Origin of the sequence: Cupriavidus taiwanensis LMG 19424, assembly GCF_000069785.1 — a bacterium.
GTDB lineage: Bacteria > Pseudomonadota > Gammaproteobacteria > Burkholderiales > Burkholderiaceae > Cupriavidus > Cupriavidus taiwanensis.
In genome coordinates this window covers 203,369-220,319 of record NC_010530.1, presented here as the reverse complement: position 1 = coordinate 220,319, position 16,951 = coordinate 203,369, and the positions used below count along the sequence as shown (strand labels likewise).

Genomic DNA, 16,951 nt, shown 5'->3' with positions numbered 1-16,951 from the left:
ATGCGTCGCAGCCCGCCCCCCGTTCAGCACCGGTTCAGGCGGGCCCGCGCATCATGGTTGCAGTCGCCCCTCGATCCACATCCACGGAGAACGCACATGCAACGCATCCTGACCACCACCGCCCTCGCCGCCGCGCTGGGCCTGAGCGCAGCCGGCGCCAGCGCCCAGTACACCGGGCCTTCCACCGTGCCCGTCATGACCGTCAAGGCGCTGCAGGCCGATGGCAAGGACGACCAGCAGGCCGTGCTGCGCGGCAAGATCGTCAGCAGCGTCGGCGACGAGCGCTACCTGTTCTCGGACGGCACCGGCCAGATCAAGGTAAAGATCAAGGCCAGGACCTGGCCCGCGCAGAAGCCGGTGGATGCGCAGACCACGGTGGAACTGGTCGGCGAATACGACAAGGAACTGATCGGCGAATCGCACTTCGACGTGAAGGAGATCCGCCTGCCCTGATGCAGGCAGCGCTCAGACCGGCTCGGCCTCGCTGTCGGCGATCTGGTACTTGCGCATCTTTTCCCACAGCACCTTGCGGCTGATGCCCAGGCTGGCCGCCGTGTCCTGCCGGCGCCAGCCGTTGGCGTCGAGCGCGGCCAGGATGCGGCGGCGTTCTTCCATGTCGCCGCGCAGGTCGGCGCGCTCGCCGCCATCGAACGCGCCCGGATGCAGCGCGCGGAACAGCGGCCGGATCCGCTCCTCGTCCCAGTGTCCGGTCTGCTGCACGGTGATGCCGACGCGCTCGGCCAGGTTGCGCAGCTCGCGCACGTTGCCGGTGAAGTAGGCGGTGCCGACCGCGCCCTTGAGCCAGTCCGGCATCGGCGGCAAGGCGTCATAGCCGGAGGCGCCCAGCATATGGCGCAGGAACGACTGCAGCAGCGCCACCTTGTCGGCCGGGCCGCGCTCTTCCAGGCTGGGGATGCGCATCTCGATCACCGCCAGGCGGAAGAACAGGTCGGCGCGGAAGCGGCCCTGCCGCACCGCGTCGCGCAGGTCCTTGTTGGTCGCCGCGACCAGCCGGAAATCCAGCTTGACCGCCAGCGTCGAGCCCAGCCGCGTGATCACGTTCTCTTCGAGCACGCGCAGCAGCTTGACCTGCTGGAACAGCGGCAGGTCGCCGATCTCGTCGAGAAACAGCGTGCCGCCGTTGGCCTGCTCGAAATATCCGCGATGCGCGAACGATGCCCCGGTAAACGCGCCCTTGGCATGGCCGAAGAACTGCGACTCGAACAGCCCGTCGGGAATCGCGCCGCAGTTGACCGCGACGAACGGGCCCTTGCCATAAGTGCTGTTGCGCTCATGGAACAGGCGCGCAATGCGCTCCTTGCCCGCGCCGGTCTCGCCGTACAGCATCACGTTGCTGCCGAAGTCGGCAAAGGTCTCCACGTGCTGCAGCAGCTGGCGCATCGCCGGGGAACCGGCCACCAGGTCGGCCTCGCGCTCACCGGTCGTCTCGGTGGCGAGCAACTGCGGCAGCAGCTTGCCGATCTGGCTGCGCAGGTCGGCGCCGGTAAAGTCATCGGCGAGGATGTGCGCGTACTCCGGCGGGAAGCGTCCCGGGTCGGTCTCGCGTCCCGGTCCGGCCACCCAGATCACCGGCATGCCGTGCGCGGCCTCCCAGTCCAGCGAGAAGCGCGCGGCGCCGATCACCGACACGCTGATCACCGCGATGCACGGCTTCAGGCGCGGCTCGGCGGGCAAGGCCTCGAGCGCGCCGGCGCGAATCACGTCCACGCCCAGCGGCGCCAGGAAACGCGTGACGCGGTCGGCAATCTCGTACTTGCCTTCCCACACGTAGACTTCAAGGTTTTCGTAGGCCCAGCGGTCTGTCTTCATTCTGTTTCTGCCATCAGGCGGTTTGGCGCGATCATGGCTCAGTACACCAGTTCAGCGTTGTTGCAATCGATGCTGTGGAGCCAGAGGTCGGCGGTGCCGAGCTGGATGCCAAGGCTGTTGAGCAGCGGCGGAACCAGCCCATCGAGCGTTGCCCCCAGCGGCGCCAGCACCGGGCCCAGATCCAGGGGCAAGCTGAGAACCCCCAGCAATTTCGTCCGTACCTTCAGCGACAGCGCCTGCGAAAACAATCCGCCGAACGGATCCGCCATACCCACTTGCACATGCCCACCGGGTGCCAGGGTAATTTCCTGGCCAGCCGTGTTGCCGTAGCGCGGGACGTCGGTGGCAACGACCTCCGCGATGTCCAGCAGCCCGAGCTTGGCCTCGCCGAGCACCACCTCGCCGCCGGTGCAGCCGTCAGTCAGGCACGCCGTGGCCAGCCCGCTCTTCACCTGCATCGTGGCCCGACGGTCCGCGGGATTGGCCGCGCATTGCAGCCGGGTAAGATCGGCCGTGGCGTTGGCCACATCAAGAAACAGCGGCACGTTCAGATTGGCGTCGATAACCGGCTTCAGGATGTCGGCCTTGATCTGGAGCGCCAGCGTCAGCCTCACCTGCGCGGAGGTGGCGCTGGTCTGCCAGGTATCGGGCTTGCTGGAAAGCTGCCGTGCCGGACCGGCTGCCGTGACCGGCGGCTCGATCACGCGCAGGTTGGCGCTAATGCCGCCCAGGCCAAACGGTAGCTTCGGTATGTTCAGCGGCAACGCGACCGCGGTGTCGCCGCGCGCGACCTGCGCGCCCGCGAGCAGCAACTGCGCGACATTCAGACCAACCTCCACCGCCGACGATGCCGCAGGTGCCATCAGGCCCAGGTCAAGCAGCCTTGCCAGCGACACCGTCGCAGCCGCACCGCTCGCGCCCAGCGCGGTCGGCGGGCTACCCAGCATGGTGGTAAGCAACGTGTCCCGCCCGGCCGCGCCGAGCACCAGCGCATAGAAATCGCGCAGGTTCAGCGACGCACTCAGCAGTTGATCCACGGTCCCCACGTCCGCTTCAAGCCGCAACTGGTCCAGCGTGACCGTGGTATTGACCAGTCCCTGCCAGTCCGCCAACGACAGGTTCACCGCATTGCCCAGCAGCACACTCAGCATGCTGTTGGCGGTCGAGACGTCCAGCAAGCCAGTGCCGAGCGAAAACGCCGCGACCGGCGGGCTGCCGCTCGCAATCGATTCGGCAAACAGCTGCCTGCCGCTGCCGCCGCTGAATACGAACAGGATCGGCACCGTCTGCGTGGCCTGGACGCGCACGGCATTGGGCGAGACCGTGGCCGCGTTGTACACGGCGCTGAAATGCCGCGGGCCGGCCGTCGCCGGATCCCATACGCCGACACACGCCGTCATCGCATCGGCCCCGCCACCGGCAGCCTCCGCACAGCCCATGGCAATGCCCGACGGATAGCCGTTCTTCGCGCCGATATTGCTGACCGTTCCCAGCACCGCGGCATTGAGGTTGGCTGGACTATCCGCCCGCTTGAGCTGCTGCGCCGCCGACATCGCCGCCAGGTCCACCATGTTCTGCAGTTGCCGCTGGCGCATGAACACATGGCCGACGTCGATCGACACCAGCGCGGCGATCGCGACGGTGGCGATCAGCACCGCCGCCATCACGCTGACGGCGCCGCGCGTGTTGCGACGGGTGCGGGGCACCGGCGGCTGGCGCAGGCTCATTTTCCGCCCAGCATCTGCCCGGCCGAACCGGCGCGCGTGGTACTGGCGTTGGCCTGGCCGGTGTAGAACTCGGGCAGCGCGAAGCGGAAGCTGTTCAGGTAGCGCTCATAGCCCAGCGCCGCCTGCTCGCCGTGCATCGGCAGCATCGGCCCGGCCTGCGTGCCTTCGCGCTGGATCGCCAGGATCGCACGCGTGTCGGCGCCGATCTCGCGCTGCGCAGGCCGCGCCGGCGGCATGCCGGCGGCCGCTTCGGTCATCGCGGCATCGCCCTGCGCGTGTGCCAGCGGGGCCAGCGCGGCCAGCGCCCCCAGGCAGAGCGCCACGCATGCGGCGCGCTTTTGGATGGGAACGAGAAGATTGGCTGTCATGGTGTGGCGCCGGCTTGCGCGGCGATGGCGATTGGCTTGGCCACGACCGCCACGGCGGCGGGCGCGGATGTAGGCTTCGGCTGGCCCGGGCGTGCCGCGGGGCGGTCGCGCGCGGCGGCGGCGCGGGCAATGCGGTCGGCTTCCTTGCGGATTGCGCTGCGGGTGGGCTCGGGCAGCGCAGCCTTCTGCATCATGGCATTGGCCTGGGCGCGCTTGCCATCGGCCATCAGCCATACCACGGCATTGCTGATCACGCGCGGATTGCGCGCGTCCAGCTCAAGCGCCTGCATCACCGGCACGCGTGCGTCCTGCAGCGCGCCGGCGCGCATCAGCGCATAGCCCAGGTCGCTGGCAATGCGCGCGTTGACCGGGTCCAGCGCGGCGGCGGCGCGCAATTCCGTAACTGCGCGCACAAAGTCATCCTGGCGCCCGGCCAGCAGGCCAAGGCCGTGGTGCGCATGGGCGGCCTCGGTGCCCTTCGCGGCGGCGGCCAGCGCCTGGTAGGCCTCGATGGCGGCCTGGTCCTGTCCGGTTTCGCGCAGCGCATCGGCGCGCATCACCTGGATCTCGGGGCCGGCGCCGAAGCGCTGCACATAGACCTCGATATGCGCAAGCGAGGCAAAGTAGAGCCCGTCCTGCTGCATCTTGCGGATCAGGCCCAGGTAGACCGCCTGCTCGCTGTATTCCGCGCGCGCGGTCTTGTCGCGCAGCCTGGCCAGTTCCACCTGGGCCTCGGCCTGATCGTGCATGGCCGTGGCGGCGTTGTTGCCCGCGGCGCAGCCGGACAGCACGGCCATCAGTACACACGCCGCCGCGGCCGGGCGCGCCATGAAACCCTTCATCGCGTTCCTCCCATGTTTGCCAGCATGCGGATCACCCCGAGAAAGCCGGGGCCCGCGGTCAGGATCAGCAGCACCGGCAACAGGCTGACCACCATCACCGCGGTCATCTTGACCGTGAGGCGGCCGATCTCGTCCTTCATGCGCGACTTGCGCGCCTCCTGCATGCGCAGCCCGAACTGGCGCAGCGGCTCCTGCACCGCGCCGCCATGCTTGTCGACCTGCGTCAGCAGCGTGATCAGGCTCTTCAGGTCTTCGCTGTCGAACAGCCGGCCGATGCGCAGCAGCGTCTGCTCGCGCGAGCGGCCCGACGCGAACTGCTGGTTGGCGCGGGCCAGTTCCGGCCCCAGCACGCGCAGCATGCTGCCGAACTCGGCCACGATCACTTGCAGGCTCTGGTCGATCGACAAACCCACGCCCTGCAGCAGCCGCAGCATGTCGATCAGCACCGGCAGCTCGTCGTCGACCCTGCGCAGGCGTTCGGCGGCGCGCCGCCGCAGGTACCACTTGGGCGCCAGGTAGGCCACGGCGAAGGTGCCGAAGCCCCAGGCCACCACGGCGAACCCGCTTGCGCCGAGATGCCACAGCATCGCCAGCGCCGACAAGGCCATCGGCAGGCCCAGCCGCAGCACGCCGAACACCACGCGCGCCTGCAGCCCATACCAGCCGCATTGCTCCAGCAGCTGCTGGTCTTCCGGCGTCACCACCGCGCGACCCAGCCGCGATTCCAGCCAGTGGGCATCGAAGCGCTCGCCCACGCGCGCCCCCAGCTGGGCGCCAAGGCCGGTAGCCACGCCATGCGGTGCGCCAGTGGTCGCGGCGTTCGCCGCGGGGCGCGCGCCCGCGGCACCGTGCCCGGCGGGCATGCCCGCCGCACGCGGCGTGGCAGCGGGCGCGGCCTGGGCAGCCTGGGCGGCTTCCGCGGTGCGCTGCTGGCGCGCCAGCGCGGCATCGATGGTGCGGGCCGAGAGCCGGCGCTGGCGCCAGTCGCGCAGCAGCGGCAAGGCCAGCACGCCGACGCCGCAGGCGGCGACCAGCAGGCTCAGCGAGATCAGCGTCAGGCGGTCCATGGTGACAATGTCATCTTCAGATCGACTTGGCCAGCCGGTACAGCATCAGCGCGCCGGCGACCTCCAGCGCCGCGGCCGACAGCAGCATGGTCTTGCCGGTGGGGTCCTTCCACATCATCAGGATGTAGCCGGCGTTCAGCGTGAACAGGCCGCCTGCCACCACCAGCGGCAGCAGGCCCAGCACCCACGCCGACAGCCGGGTCTCGGCCGACAGCGCCATCAGCTCGCGCTGCGCCTGCTCGCGGTCGCGCATGAAGGTCGCCGTGCGCTCCATCACCACGTCGGCGCGCCCGCCGTAGCGCACCGACAGGCGTAGCACCGAAGCCACCAGCACCAGTTCCTCGACCTTGTAGGCGCGCCCCACCTGCAGCACCGCCTGGTCCAGCTCCTTGCCGGCGCGCTGCAGGTGCACCGCCTGTACCAGGCACTGGCGCAGCGGCGCCTCGGTATTGGCGATGGAATTCTGGAACGCCGCCGGCACGCTGCTGCCGATGGTCATCAGCCGCACCACGCCATCGAGGAAGCCGGGCAGCTGCGACAGCAGCTTCTTGTGCAGCCGGCGCACGCGGTGCCAGGCCGCGCACGCCGTCACCGCGAGCGCGACGACGAGCGCCGACACCGCGCCCAGCCATTGCCCCGCGACCGCGCCGGCCAGCGTGCACAACACCAGCGGAGACAGCCACAGCAACGCGGTGCGTCGCGTGGGCGCCAGGTCGGCGCGGCGCAGGAAATCGTCCAAGCGCCGGCGCAGGTCGCGCGCCGGCAGCTGCAGCGACGGGTCGGGCGCCTGCGTGTAGCGCATCCGCACCTGCTCGGTCTGCGCCTGCAGGAAAGCCTGCTGCTGTTCGCGGCGCGCGCGCGACTGCGCGCCGGCGAGCAGCAGCAGCCCCAGGCCGGTGATGACCAGGGCAAGCGCGGCGAGCAGCAGCGTGGCGCTAGACATCGAAGCGGTCGTCCAGCATAAAGCCCGGCCCGCGCATGCGCGCCAGCTTGGGCGAGTGCGGCAGCAGGCCCAGCGACAGCCAGCGGTCGGTCTCGGTGCCGTCGGGGTTCACGAACGGCTCGTGCCGGTAGAGCTCCTGGGTCGAGATGATGTTGTCGCCCAGGCCGGTGACCTCGGTGATCGACACGATGCGACGCTTGCCGTTGGACAGCCGCGCGATCTGCACGATGAAGTCGATGGCATTGGCGATCTGGCGCCGCAGGCTCATCTCGCTGCCCTGGAAGCCGGCGAAGCCGGCCAGCATCTCCAGCCGGTACAGGCATTCGCGCGGGCTGCTGGCGTGGATGGTGCCCATCGAGCCGTCGTGGCCGGTGCTCATGGCCTGCAGCATCTCCAGCACCTCGCCGCCGCGCACTTCGCCGACGATGATGCGGTCCGGACGCATGCGCAGGCTGTTGCGCAGCAGGTCGCGGATCGACACCACGCCGGTGCCCTCGAAGCCGCCGGGCCGGCTTTCCAGCCGCACCACGTGCGGGTGGTTGAGCGCCAGCTCGGCGGTATCTTCGATGGTGATGACGCGCTCCGTCGGCGGCACGAAGGTGGCCAGCGCATTGAGCAGCGAGGTCTTGCCGGAGCTGGTGCCGCCGCTCACCAGGATATTGCAGCGCGCCTGCACCGCGGCCTGCAGCAGGTCACAGATTTCGGGGCTCATGGTGCCCAGCGCCTGCAGGTCGGCGGGCGTCATCGGGTCCTTGCGGAACTTGCGGATCGACACCACCGGGCCTTCCAGCGCCAGCGGCGGGATCACCACGTTGATGCGGCCGCCGTCGGGCAGGCGCGCGTCGACCATGGGGTTGGACTCGTCCAGGCGCCGGCCGATCGGCGCCAGGATGCGGCGCACGATGCGCAGCAGGTGGCCGCTGTCGGCAAAGCGCACCGGGATGCGCTCGAGCACGCCATGGCGCGACACATACACGTCCAGGTGACCGTTGACCAGGATGTCTTCGACCGCGGGATCGTTGAGCAAGTCCTCGATCGGGCCGAAGCCGGCCAGCTCCTTGGTCAGCGCCTCGGCGATCTGGCGCAGCTCGGCCTCGTTGATGGGGATGCGCCGCAGCCGCGTAAAGCTCTCCAGCTCCAGGTCGACAAAGCGCTGGATCGCGGTGCGCGACCAGCGGCCGAACTCGGCGCCCAGCTCTTCGATGCGCGTCAGCAGGTGCTCGTGCGCGGCTTCCTTGATGTTGTGGAACTCCTGCGACACCGGGAACGGCGCGGGGGCGTTGTCGGAGAATTCGATCGCTTGGGTCATGTCAGCTTCCAGTGCGTGCCGTGCGCGCGCCGCGCGCTACCAGCGCTGCGCGCAGCGCCCCGGGCAGTTTGTCCTTGATCCGCGCCAGCAGCGTGGTGTCCCTGGCCGCGGCGGTGCGGTAGCCCAGCCGTTCCAGCAACTCGGCCAGCGCGCGCACATAGGGGCAGTGCGGATCGTCGTCGGCCAGCACCGCGCCGCGGTTCATCGCCAGCACCAGCGCCTCGCGGCTGTCCGGCAGCGTCGCCACCGACTCTACGCCGACGCGCCGCGCGATCTGCGCGGCATCCACGCCCAGGCGCGCATCGAAGCGCGACACCAGCAGGTGCAGGTCGTCGCGCTCCACTTCGCGCGCGCGCAGTTCGTGCACCAGCTCCGCCGCGGAGACGATCGCGCCCACGCTCTGGTCCGCCACCAGCACCACGCTATCGGCCGCCTTGACGATCTGCGCGGTAAATTCAGCGTTGCCGAAGCCGCCCAGGTCGACGATCTGCAGGTCGAAGAACGCGCGCAGGCGCTCGAGCAGGCCGATCGCATCGGCATACGAGATGTCGCGCAGCTCGCTCAGCGCCGCAGGCAGCGGCAGCACGCACACGCCGTTGGCATGGCGCGTCAGCGCGGTCTGCACGAAGACCTGGTCGAAGCGGCGCAGGTTGCGCACCGCCTCGACAAAATGAAAGCCGGGGCTCAGGTTCAGGTAGAGCGCGCCGTCGCGCGCCGGCAGTCCCAGGTCGGTCAGCAGCACTTCGGCGCGGGCATCGGTCTTGGCATGGCGCGGCAGGTGTCGGCGCGCCGCCGCGGCCAGGTTGACCGCCAGGCTGGTCACGCCCACCCCCGCGCGCGCGCCCAGCAGCGCCACGATCTTGCCCTGGCGCGCCGCCTCGGCAGGGCGCACCTGTTCGCCCGGCACGGCCAGGCGCTTGACCACGGCCTCGGCCTCGGACGGCGCATCGCGCAGGTCGATAAAGTCCTTTACGCCCGCGCGCAGGGCGGCCAGCATCACGCCAGGCTCGGCGGCCTGCCCCACGGCCACCAGCGGCAGGCCGGGGAAAAGCCGCTGCAGCTGCTCGGCCAGGCGCGCCGACGGTCCCGCGAGCTCCGCCGAGAAATGCAGGAACACCAGGCCCGGGCGCAGTTCGGAGACGCGCTCGATAAAGCCTTCCTGGGCGCCGCCATCGGCCACCAGCGTGCCGTGCGCGCCGATGACCCGGCCCAGCCAGTCCCGGACTTCGCCCTGCGTTGCGTGCAACAGAAAATAGTCCATCTCTCCGCCTCAAAGCTGTTGGCCATGCCAGCCGGCATGGCCGGCGGCTATTTCGAGAAACCCGGCAAGGTCGGGTCCGCGTATTCACCCAACATGTACCAGCCCCACACATTGGGGCTGGCGCTGGTCCGGCCGTCGGCGCCGACGGCCTGCGCCGCCGGCGAATTCTTCGCCATCGGCTTCACCAGGCGCGGCGTGACCACGATCATCAGTTCGCGGTCTTCCTGGTGGAAGTTCAGGTTCTTGAAGAACGCGCCGATCACCGGCAGGTCGCCCAGCACCGGCACCTTGTTGACGTTGCTGACGGTGTTGCGGCTGACCAGCCCGCCGATCACGAAGCTTTCGCCATCGCCCAGCTCCACCGTGGTGTCGGCGCGCCGCGTGACGATGGCAGGCACCACCGCGCCGTTGATCGAGATGCCGCGCGACGGGTCCAGGTCGCTGGCCTCGGGCGCCACCTTCAGCGCAATGCGATCGGCCGACAGCACCGTGGGCGACACCGTCAGCCCGATGCCGAACGGCTTGAACTGGATTGTGGTGGTGCCCAGCGCCTGCGGCACCGGGATCGGGATCTCGCCGCCGGCGAGAAAGCTGGCGCTCTGCCCCGACAGCGCCACCAGGCTGGGCTCGGCCAGCACGCGCGCCAGGCCGTTGGCCTCCAGCAAACTGATGTTGGCGAAGATGCCGTGCGTGAGCGACGCCGCCACCAGGTTGAAGGCATTGCTCATCGGCGACGCGATATCGGCGCTGAAGCTGCCGGGCGCGCCGCCGCTGCCTGGCGTGAAGGTGAACTTGTTCAGCGTCGACGGCGAGAATGTGCCGAAGGCAAAGCCCGAGTTGTTGCGGAAGAAGTTGATGCCGACTTCCTTGAGCACGGTCTTGCTGATCTCCACCACCTTGACGTCGACCTGCACGGTGCCGCTCAGCGGCACGGTGGAGCGGTCCACCACCAGGCCTGGCTTGCCGTCGGTCTTGCCGGCCGTGGCCGCACGCGCCGCGGCTTGCGCGCGCGCGGCGCCATAAGCGTCGGGCGACTGGCCGGTAATGGTGACGCCGGCCGCCGAATAGCCCAGCTGCGCGCCGTTGGCATCGGGCGCGATGGCATCGACCTGCACGCTGTAGTTCTGCGGCTCGGCGCCGCCGCGCGTCCACACCATCACGTCGGTCACGCCGGGCTGTTTGGCCACCAGCAGCACGCTGGGCGCGCCGCGGGTGCGCAGGATCAGCGCATCGGCGACTGCGGGGTTGCCCACGGCGACGCGCTCCACCGGCTGCGCGCTGCGCAGTTCCTTCTGCGCGCCGGCCATCAGGCGCAATTGCCGCGCCGTGGCGGCGTCCTGCGCCTGCGCGCGCGGCGCCAGCGCGCACCATGCGGTGGTGGCGATCATGGCGGCAAGCGTGAGCTGCAGCAGCCGGCGGCGCAGCGTCACGGCATGGGCGGAGGTCTTCTGGATTGGCATGCGATGGGCGCCCACGTTCTTATTCGATGTCGCGCTTGCCGGCGCGGATCACTTCCACGCCGGCGCGTTCCCTGACTTGTGCCGGTGCCGGCGGCGCGGCAACCTGCAGCGGCCGCGGCGCCGGCGCTGCCGCCGGTGCGCGCGCAGCCGGCGCGCCGTTGCCGGCGGCCAGCCCGGACAACAGCACGCCGGCAGTGGCCTTGTCGGGGGCGGCGCGCGGCGCGTCGGCAGGAACACCGGCGCGCGCGGCCAGCGCCGGCGGCGGCTCGGCAAACATGCCGTCGCTCGGCATGGCTTCGTCCTGCGGATTGCGCAGCGCCAGCATCAGCCGCCCGGAGTGCTGCGCCATCGCCAGCCGGCTGACCTGTTCCAGCGGCACAGACAGCACCGCGGTCTTGGCCCCCTCCTGCCGTGCCATCATCTGTTCCGGCTTGACCGCCTGCGGGCGGTTGACCGAGGCCACGCCGTAGGCCAGCACGCGCAGGCGCGACAGCAGCATGCGCGCCTGGCTGTCCGGAATTTCCTGCTGGTCGCGCCGCAGCACCAGGAACACATCGACATAGTCGCCCGGCTGCACCTGGTTGCCGACGCCGATGACTTCATCGACCGACACCGCCACGGCGCGCTCGCCTTCCGGCACTTGCGCGGCCAGGCCGGACAGCAGCTGGCTTTCCAACACCGGCACGTTGGCGCCCAGCGCCACCAGCGGCACCTGTCCGGTCACGCGCGCCACGTCGCGGTAGGCGCCGGCGGGATCGATCGGCAGCATCTCCACCTTGAGCGCCTCGGCATCGAGCGGCTTGCCGGCCTCGGCCGGGCGCGTGGTGACCACCACCGCATGCATCGGCCTGGCGCCGGCGGAAGCTGCGGGCTGGGCCGGCTGGCGTCCCACCTGCCACGCCAGCAGCGCGAGCAACACGGCAAGGCCCAGCAGCACGATGGCCAGTAATCGGATCTGCTTGCTGGTCATGCGGAAATCCTTGGTTCGGGCATGGGGCGATTCGTCATGCGCATCAGATGTCGGGAGAGAGCTGGACCATGGCCGAGCCCGACAGCGCGACCGGCAGCGGCACCATCGGCACCGCGGGCATGATGTTGGTGGTGGTCAGGGTCAGCGTGACCTGTACGCAGACGTCGGCCGAGCCAGCCGCGCATGGCACGGCCGCGGCGACGCCAGCGGCGGGAATCAGGTCACGGATGGATGCGGGCAAGGTGCCGCGCGCCATTGCGGCGGCGGCATTGACACGTGCCTGCTGCGTGGCCGCAAGGCTGGTGCCGGCGACCCCTGCGGGATAGCGCAGCGCGGCGCGCGCGCCTTCCTCGGCGGCCAGCGTCAGCACCTGCTGCAGCGCCAGCATCACGCCGTAATAGACAATGCCGATCACGATGGTGATCAGCACCGGCGCCACGATCGCAAATTCGATCGCGGCGCTGCCGGCGTCCTGGCGGCGCCGGCTGATCCTCCTGTTGACCCTTGCGTGCAGCAACATCTGAAACCCCGGTCTCTTGGTGTTCCGCCGCGCCGACCGGCGGCGCGGCCTGCCGGCCTCAAGCCATTGCGGCTATCGGCCCGCAGCCATCCAGGCCAGCACCCCCACGGCCAGGTACGCCGCATACGGGATGCCGCGCGCCAGCGAAAACTGCGCCGTTAAAAGGGATGGGGCCTGTGAATGCAAAGCGTGATCGGCGGCCGGCGTGCGGCGCGCCAGTGCCAGCGCCAGCAGCGCGTGCACCAGCCCGAGCAGGCTGCCGACGACCCATGCCACCACCAGCCCTTGCGGACCGGTGAACAACCCCGCCACCGTCAGGAACTTGACATCGCCCGCGGCCATGCGCCCGAGGGCGTAGACCGGCAAGGTGACGGCAAGACCCAGCCCCGCGCCGGTCAGGCGCGCGGCCAGCGGCGGTTCCGTAGCCTGTCCGGCGATCAGTGCCAGCCCGAGGGCCAGTACGGCGATCGCCAGCAGGAGGTTAGGAACCCGCCGGTAAGCGAAGTCTGTGTAGAGAGTCGCCGCGCAGAGGAGCGCGGCAATCACGGCGGTCTTCTCTTTCGACCAGTTACTTAAACCAGCCCGAAATTTTGACCGATAGTCGTTCGTAACTCAGGTTGAGTTCGTCACCAAGCTTGCCGGCGCCGACAGTAAGCCCAAGGGCAATGAGTCCGACGATCAACCCATATTCAATAGCCGTCGCCCCGCGCTCATCCTTAATAAAGCGTGCAATGAGTCGTTTCATGATTTGACACTCCCGAGTGATCTGATGCCGCGATCACGCTTCCCCCGTTCGATTATCACGGTGCTCTGTGGCCCGCTCTTTTATCGACTTTTCACGCTTGCTGCGCTTTTTTTATAAGACATGAAATGTCTCAACCATACCCCTCCCTCGGGTGATAGTAATGACCCGAAGGGGTTAAAGCACGCGTTTGAAACGCGCCGGCTCGCAGCTTGTTAAAGAACAGGCGGGCCGGCGCAAACCGGCCCGCAGCCTGGCCATGCCGGCATTTCAGCCGCGTGGCCAGGCGGAATAAAAAGATGCGCTGCGACGGGGTGATGAGCGACAGCGCACCGTGAAAACACCTATGCGGGTTGATACATTTCAGTGGAGCAGTCCGCCCAGGATCGGCAGTTGCGGCTTGCTGTCGCCACCGCCCGAGCCGCCGCCAGCGCTGCCGCCGACACCGCTCTTGATGCCGCCGACCAGACCCGTGACCGGCGCCAGCAGCGCACCGACCGGGCCCAACGCACCGCCGCCACCGGCACCGCCATCGCCGCTGCCGGGCTTGACCAGCGGCAGGCTGCCAAGCAGCCCGCCGAGCGCATTGCCGCCGTGGCCGCCATCGCCGCCCTGGCCGTTGCCGGCGCCGGCCAGCGGCAGGTTGTTCAACAAGCCGCCCAGCGGGTTGCCGCCGGCCTGGCCGTTGCCGTTGACCAGCACGCCGACCGCGGCAACGGTCTTGCCGGCCTCGGTCACCACGCCGCCAAGCGGTGAGACCACCGGGGCCTGCGTATTGCTGAGCATGCTGCCGCCCGTGGCCACCGTATTGCCGACCTTGTAGAGCAGACCGTCGACGGGAGCGCCCAGGCGCGTGGTCGCGCCCAGCGTCTGCGTGCCGTCGGTGACCTTGCTGGTCAGCGGCACGATGACCTTGCTGAGCGAGTTGGTGACCTGCGCGACCGCGCCGTCGGACAGCACCGTCTGCAGCTTGTCGCCGCCGCCCTGCACCGCCGTACCAACCTTGGCGACGAGGCCGCCCACCGGCGTGGTCAGCGGTGCCAGCGGCGCCAGCTTCTCGGTGCCCAGGCCCTTCACCAGCTCGCCGCCGCTGACCACGGCATCGCCCACTTCGCGCACGACGTTGCCGGTGCTGGACACGGTCACGCCGACCGGGTTGTCGACCGAGCCCATCTGACCGAGCCCGTCGCGCACGCCGGCGCCGAGTGCGCCGACCGCTTCGCCGGCGTTGACTACCACGCCGCCCGCGCCCTTGCGTGCGTCCGAGGGCAGCAGCGGCAGCGGCGCGTCCTGGATCGATTTGCCGATCTCGCTGACCGCATTGCCGGCCGACACCACGGTGTTGCCCGCGCTTTCGGTGACCTTGCCGGTCGGCGTGGTCTGCGCGGCGGCCGGCGGCGGCGGCGTGACCGGCGTATCGGCGCCGCCGCCGCTGGGCTGCGGATTGGCGCCGCTGCCGCCGCCGCTCGACGAGCAGCCCGACATCAGCAAGGCAAGGGCGGCCATGCCGGCCGCGGCCAGCGAGGTCATGGAAAGCGGTGCGGGATGCTTGGTCTTCATTGTCCTTCTCCTGTCTGGTTGGCCACGGCGCTGCCGGGCCGACTGTTCTTGTGAACCGCATGGAATGCCGACGTGCTCCCCCGGTGTCCCGCTTTGTGCCACCTGCCGTCCATCCCCATCAGCCATGGCAGCACGGTGGCACGCGAGATCGTCGGCGCGTCGGGAGAGCAAATGGCAAGGCGCGTGCCAGCGCGGCAAGGTGGACCGGCGCACAGACCCGAGGGCCGCTTGCATGCCTTGTGCGGCGCGGCTTGCAGGGTGGAACGGGGTAGCAGCGAAGCCTGCGTACACAGCCTCGTGGCAGGGGCTGGACGTGTTACGTGCTACGTAACGTGTTCCGGACGAGCGGGAACACCCAACGGCAGCGCAGAGGGCGCGCGAAAGCAGGTTGCGCGCGCCCTCGCCGGCGCTGTTTTGTTCCCCGCGCACGACACACGTTACGTAACGCGTAACGCGCCACGTGCTGCCCGCCCACATGCCGCCCGGTCTCGCGGCGCTTGCCACGAACACCGCGCAAACCGCATGCCGCAAGGCCTGGCGGGTGCCATACCCGACTTCGGCGGGGTCTGTGCGCCAGCGCGCCAAAGGGCTGGCATACCGATTGCGCCATCACCGTCACCGCCGCACGCAGCAGACAAACGCGTTGCGCGGCCGAGCGATTGAAACGACGGGAATGAAGGAACAGATCATGCGCAAACAACAACTCGCTGTAACGGCACTCCTTGCAACCCTGCTGGCCCTGGGCGGCTGCGCCAGCGGCAGCGGATCGACGTCGATGGGCACCAGCGATACCGCTGGCACGAATGGCGGTACCAATGGCGGCACGAATGGCGCCACGAATGGCGGCAACAACGGTGGCACCGGCGGCACGGGTGGCGGCACCGGCGGGACTGGTGGCGGCACCGACCTGGCCGGTGGCGGTACCGGGGGCACAGGCGGCACCGGTGGGGGCAGCGGCGGCACCGGTGGCGGCAATGGTGGCAGCAACGGCGGCAATACCGGCGGTGGCGAGACGCCCACCGCGCTGACCCCGACCGCGACCGTGATCAACAACGCCGGCACTGTGCTGGGCAATACGGGCAGCACCGTCAGCGATCTCGGCAACCAGCTTGGCAACGCCAACCTGCCGCTGGTGCCGGGCCAGACCCAAAGCGGGCTGGGCGGCGTGGTGGCGTCGACCGGCGATGCCGTCGGCGCGCTGGCCACGGGCCTGCAATCCGGCCTGGGCAGCATGCCCAATTCGACCAACCCGGTAGGCACCACCGTTGCCAGCACCGGCAACGTGGTGACCGAACTGGGCAAGGCGGTGACCAGCGCCGGCACGGCGGTGAGCGGCCTGGGCACTGGCCAGCTGGCCCCGCTGGCGCCGCTGACTTCGCCGCTGGGCGCGGTGGTCGGCACGCTGGGCAATACCGTGAGCAACACGGGCGGGACGCTGACTTCGGTGTTGTCGAGCGGTGCGGTCGAGCAGGTGACCATCACCTCCAGCAAGCTGATCGTCCCGATCACCTCGCAGCTGACCAGCACCACGCAGACATTGGGCGCGGCCACCGGCCTGGGCGCCCCGACCAGCAGCCTGCTCGCAACCGTGGGCGGCGCCCTGGCCACGGCTGGCACCAGGCTGCAACAGACCAATACGCCAGGCGTCGCGGGCGTCGGCGGCGTGGTGAACGCCACCGGCACCACGGTGGCCTCGCTCGGTGGCGCGGTGAACGGCCCCGCCAGCGGCGGCGGGCTGGGCGCGCTCGGTTCGGTACTGGCACCGGTTACCACGCTGGCCGGGGGGCTGTCAGGGGGTGCAGGCGCCGGCGGCACGGGTTCGCCGCTGGCGCCTGTCACCGGCCTGGTCGGCAGCGTCACCGGAGGGCTGACTGCCGCCACCGCCAGCACGCCGCTGGCTCCGGTCACGTCGCTGGTCAGTGGCGCGGCAGGCGGCCTTGGCAGCGCCACGGGCGGAGCCGGCGGTTCGCCGCTGGCGCCGGTCACCAGCCTCGTCAGCACCGTCACCGGCGGCCTGACCTCCGCCACGGCCAGCACGCCGCTGGCCCCGGTCACCGGCGCGGTGAGCGGCGTGGTGAATGGGGTGGTCGGGGGGGTCGTCGGCGGTGCGGTCGGCAGCGTTGGCGGCGCGACCGCCGGCACCGGCTCCACCAGCCCACTGGCCCCCGTCACCAATGTCGTCTCCGCCGTGACCGGCGGCGCGACCACCGCGGGCAGCACCAGCACCAAGGGCGCGACCACCGGCCCCGTCGGTGGCCTGGTCGGCGGCTTGCTCGGCGGCCTGACCGGCGCGCTCGGCCAGAAGTAATCCTGCCTTGGCCGCTGCCCCGGCGATCGCGTGATCACGCGGTC

The 16,951-nt window shown here is 70.0% G+C and carries 16 protein-coding genes; 2 read left to right on the top strand and 14 right to left on the bottom strand.

Annotated elements, in window-relative coordinates:
• Positions 1–96 precede the first annotated feature (96 nt).
• The gene (locus RALTA_RS16755; RefSeq protein ID WP_012355057.1) at positions 97–453 is read left to right on the top strand and encodes a YgiW/YdeI family stress tolerance OB fold protein; all 357 of its coding nucleotides are present in this window, start codon (positions 97–99) and stop codon (positions 451–453) included.
• Between the two features lie 12 nt (positions 454–465).
• Here the strand turns inward: RALTA_RS16755 and RALTA_RS16750 are convergent, their stop codons facing one another.
• The 14 genes from RALTA_RS16750 to RALTA_RS16690 form a co-directional block, all read right to left on the bottom strand.
• Positions 466–1,830, bottom strand: a complete 1,365-nt coding sequence (locus RALTA_RS16750) for a sigma 54-interacting transcriptional regulator (protein ID WP_012355056.1) — start codon at positions 1,828–1,830, stop codon at positions 466–468.
• A gap of 38 nt (positions 1,831–1,868) precedes the next feature.
• Positions 1,869–3,557: a TadG family pilus assembly protein gene (locus RALTA_RS16745; protein WP_012355055.1), complete on the bottom strand. Its 1,689-nt coding sequence runs from the start codon at positions 3,555–3,557 to the stop codon at positions 1,869–1,871.
• A complete protein-coding gene (locus RALTA_RS16740; RefSeq protein ID WP_012355054.1) occupies positions 3,554–3,925 on the bottom strand; it encodes a DUF3613 domain-containing protein in 372 nt (123 codons plus the stop codon). Before RALTA_RS16740 ends, RALTA_RS16745 begins: the two co-directional genes overlap by 4 nt.
• Complete coding sequence (locus RALTA_RS16735) at positions 3,922–4,767, bottom strand: tetratricopeptide repeat protein (protein ID WP_085960209.1); 846 nt, start codon at positions 4,765–4,767, stop codon at positions 3,922–3,924. The genes RALTA_RS16740 and RALTA_RS16735 overlap by 4 nt, the downstream gene beginning before the upstream one ends.
• Entirely contained in the window at positions 4,764–5,834 is a 1,071-nt protein-coding gene (locus tag RALTA_RS16730) for a type II secretion system F family protein (RefSeq protein WP_012355052.1), read from the bottom strand. Before RALTA_RS16730 ends, RALTA_RS16735 begins: the two co-directional genes overlap by 4 nt.
• Positions 5,835–5,850: 16 nt before the next feature.
• The gene (locus RALTA_RS16725; RefSeq protein WP_012355051.1) at positions 5,851–6,777 is read right to left on the bottom strand and encodes a type II secretion system F family protein; all 927 of its coding nucleotides are present in this window, start codon (positions 6,775–6,777) and stop codon (positions 5,851–5,853) included.
• A complete protein-coding gene (locus RALTA_RS16720; protein WP_012355050.1) occupies positions 6,770–8,086 on the bottom strand; it encodes a CpaF family protein in 1,317 nt (438 codons plus the stop codon). The genes RALTA_RS16725 and RALTA_RS16720 overlap by 8 nt, the downstream gene beginning before the upstream one ends.
• Before the next feature lies 1 nt (position 8,087).
• Complete coding sequence (locus RALTA_RS16715; protein ID WP_012355049.1) at positions 8,088–9,347, bottom strand: AAA family ATPase; 1,260 nt, start codon at positions 9,345–9,347, stop codon at positions 8,088–8,090.
• Between the two features lie 47 nt (positions 9,348–9,394).
• Positions 9,395–10,807, bottom strand: coding sequence for a type II and III secretion system protein family protein (locus RALTA_RS16710; RefSeq protein WP_041232426.1), 1,413 nt, complete (start codon positions 10,805–10,807; stop codon positions 9,395–9,397).
• Positions 10,808–10,826: 19 nt separating this feature from the next.
• Entirely contained in the window at positions 10,827–11,777 is a 951-nt protein-coding gene (cpaB, locus tag RALTA_RS16705) for a Flp pilus assembly protein CpaB (protein ID WP_012355047.1), read from the bottom strand.
• A gap of 43 nt (positions 11,778–11,820) precedes the next feature.
• Positions 11,821–12,297 (bottom strand): TadE/TadG family type IV pilus assembly protein, encoded by a 477-nt coding sequence (locus RALTA_RS16700; protein WP_012355046.1) that lies wholly within the window; start codon positions 12,295–12,297, stop codon positions 11,821–11,823.
• 72 nt (positions 12,298–12,369) lie between these two features.
• Positions 12,370–12,843 carry a prepilin peptidase gene (locus tag RALTA_RS16695; RefSeq protein ID WP_012355045.1) on the bottom strand — a complete coding sequence of 158 codons (474 nt, stop codon included), beginning with the start codon at positions 12,841–12,843 and terminating at the stop codon, positions 12,370–12,372.
• Between the two features lie 22 nt (positions 12,844–12,865).
• Positions 12,866–13,042 carry a Flp family type IVb pilin gene (locus RALTA_RS29110; protein ID WP_012355044.1) on the bottom strand — a complete coding sequence of 59 codons (177 nt, stop codon included), beginning with the start codon at positions 13,040–13,042 and terminating at the stop codon, positions 12,866–12,868.
• Between the two features lie 360 nt (positions 13,043–13,402).
• The gene (locus RALTA_RS16690) at positions 13,403–14,599 is read right to left on the bottom strand and encodes a collagen-like triple helix repeat-containing protein (RefSeq protein ID WP_041232425.1); all 1,197 of its coding nucleotides are present in this window, start codon (positions 14,597–14,599) and stop codon (positions 13,403–13,405) included.
• Between the two features lie 688 nt (positions 14,600–15,287).
• Between RALTA_RS16690 and RALTA_RS16685 the strand changes: the two genes are divergently transcribed.
• Positions 15,288–16,907, top strand: a complete 1,620-nt coding sequence (locus RALTA_RS16685) for a collagen-like triple helix repeat-containing protein (protein ID WP_012355042.1) — start codon at positions 15,288–15,290, stop codon at positions 16,905–16,907.
• Positions 16,908–16,951 lie beyond the last annotated feature (44 nt).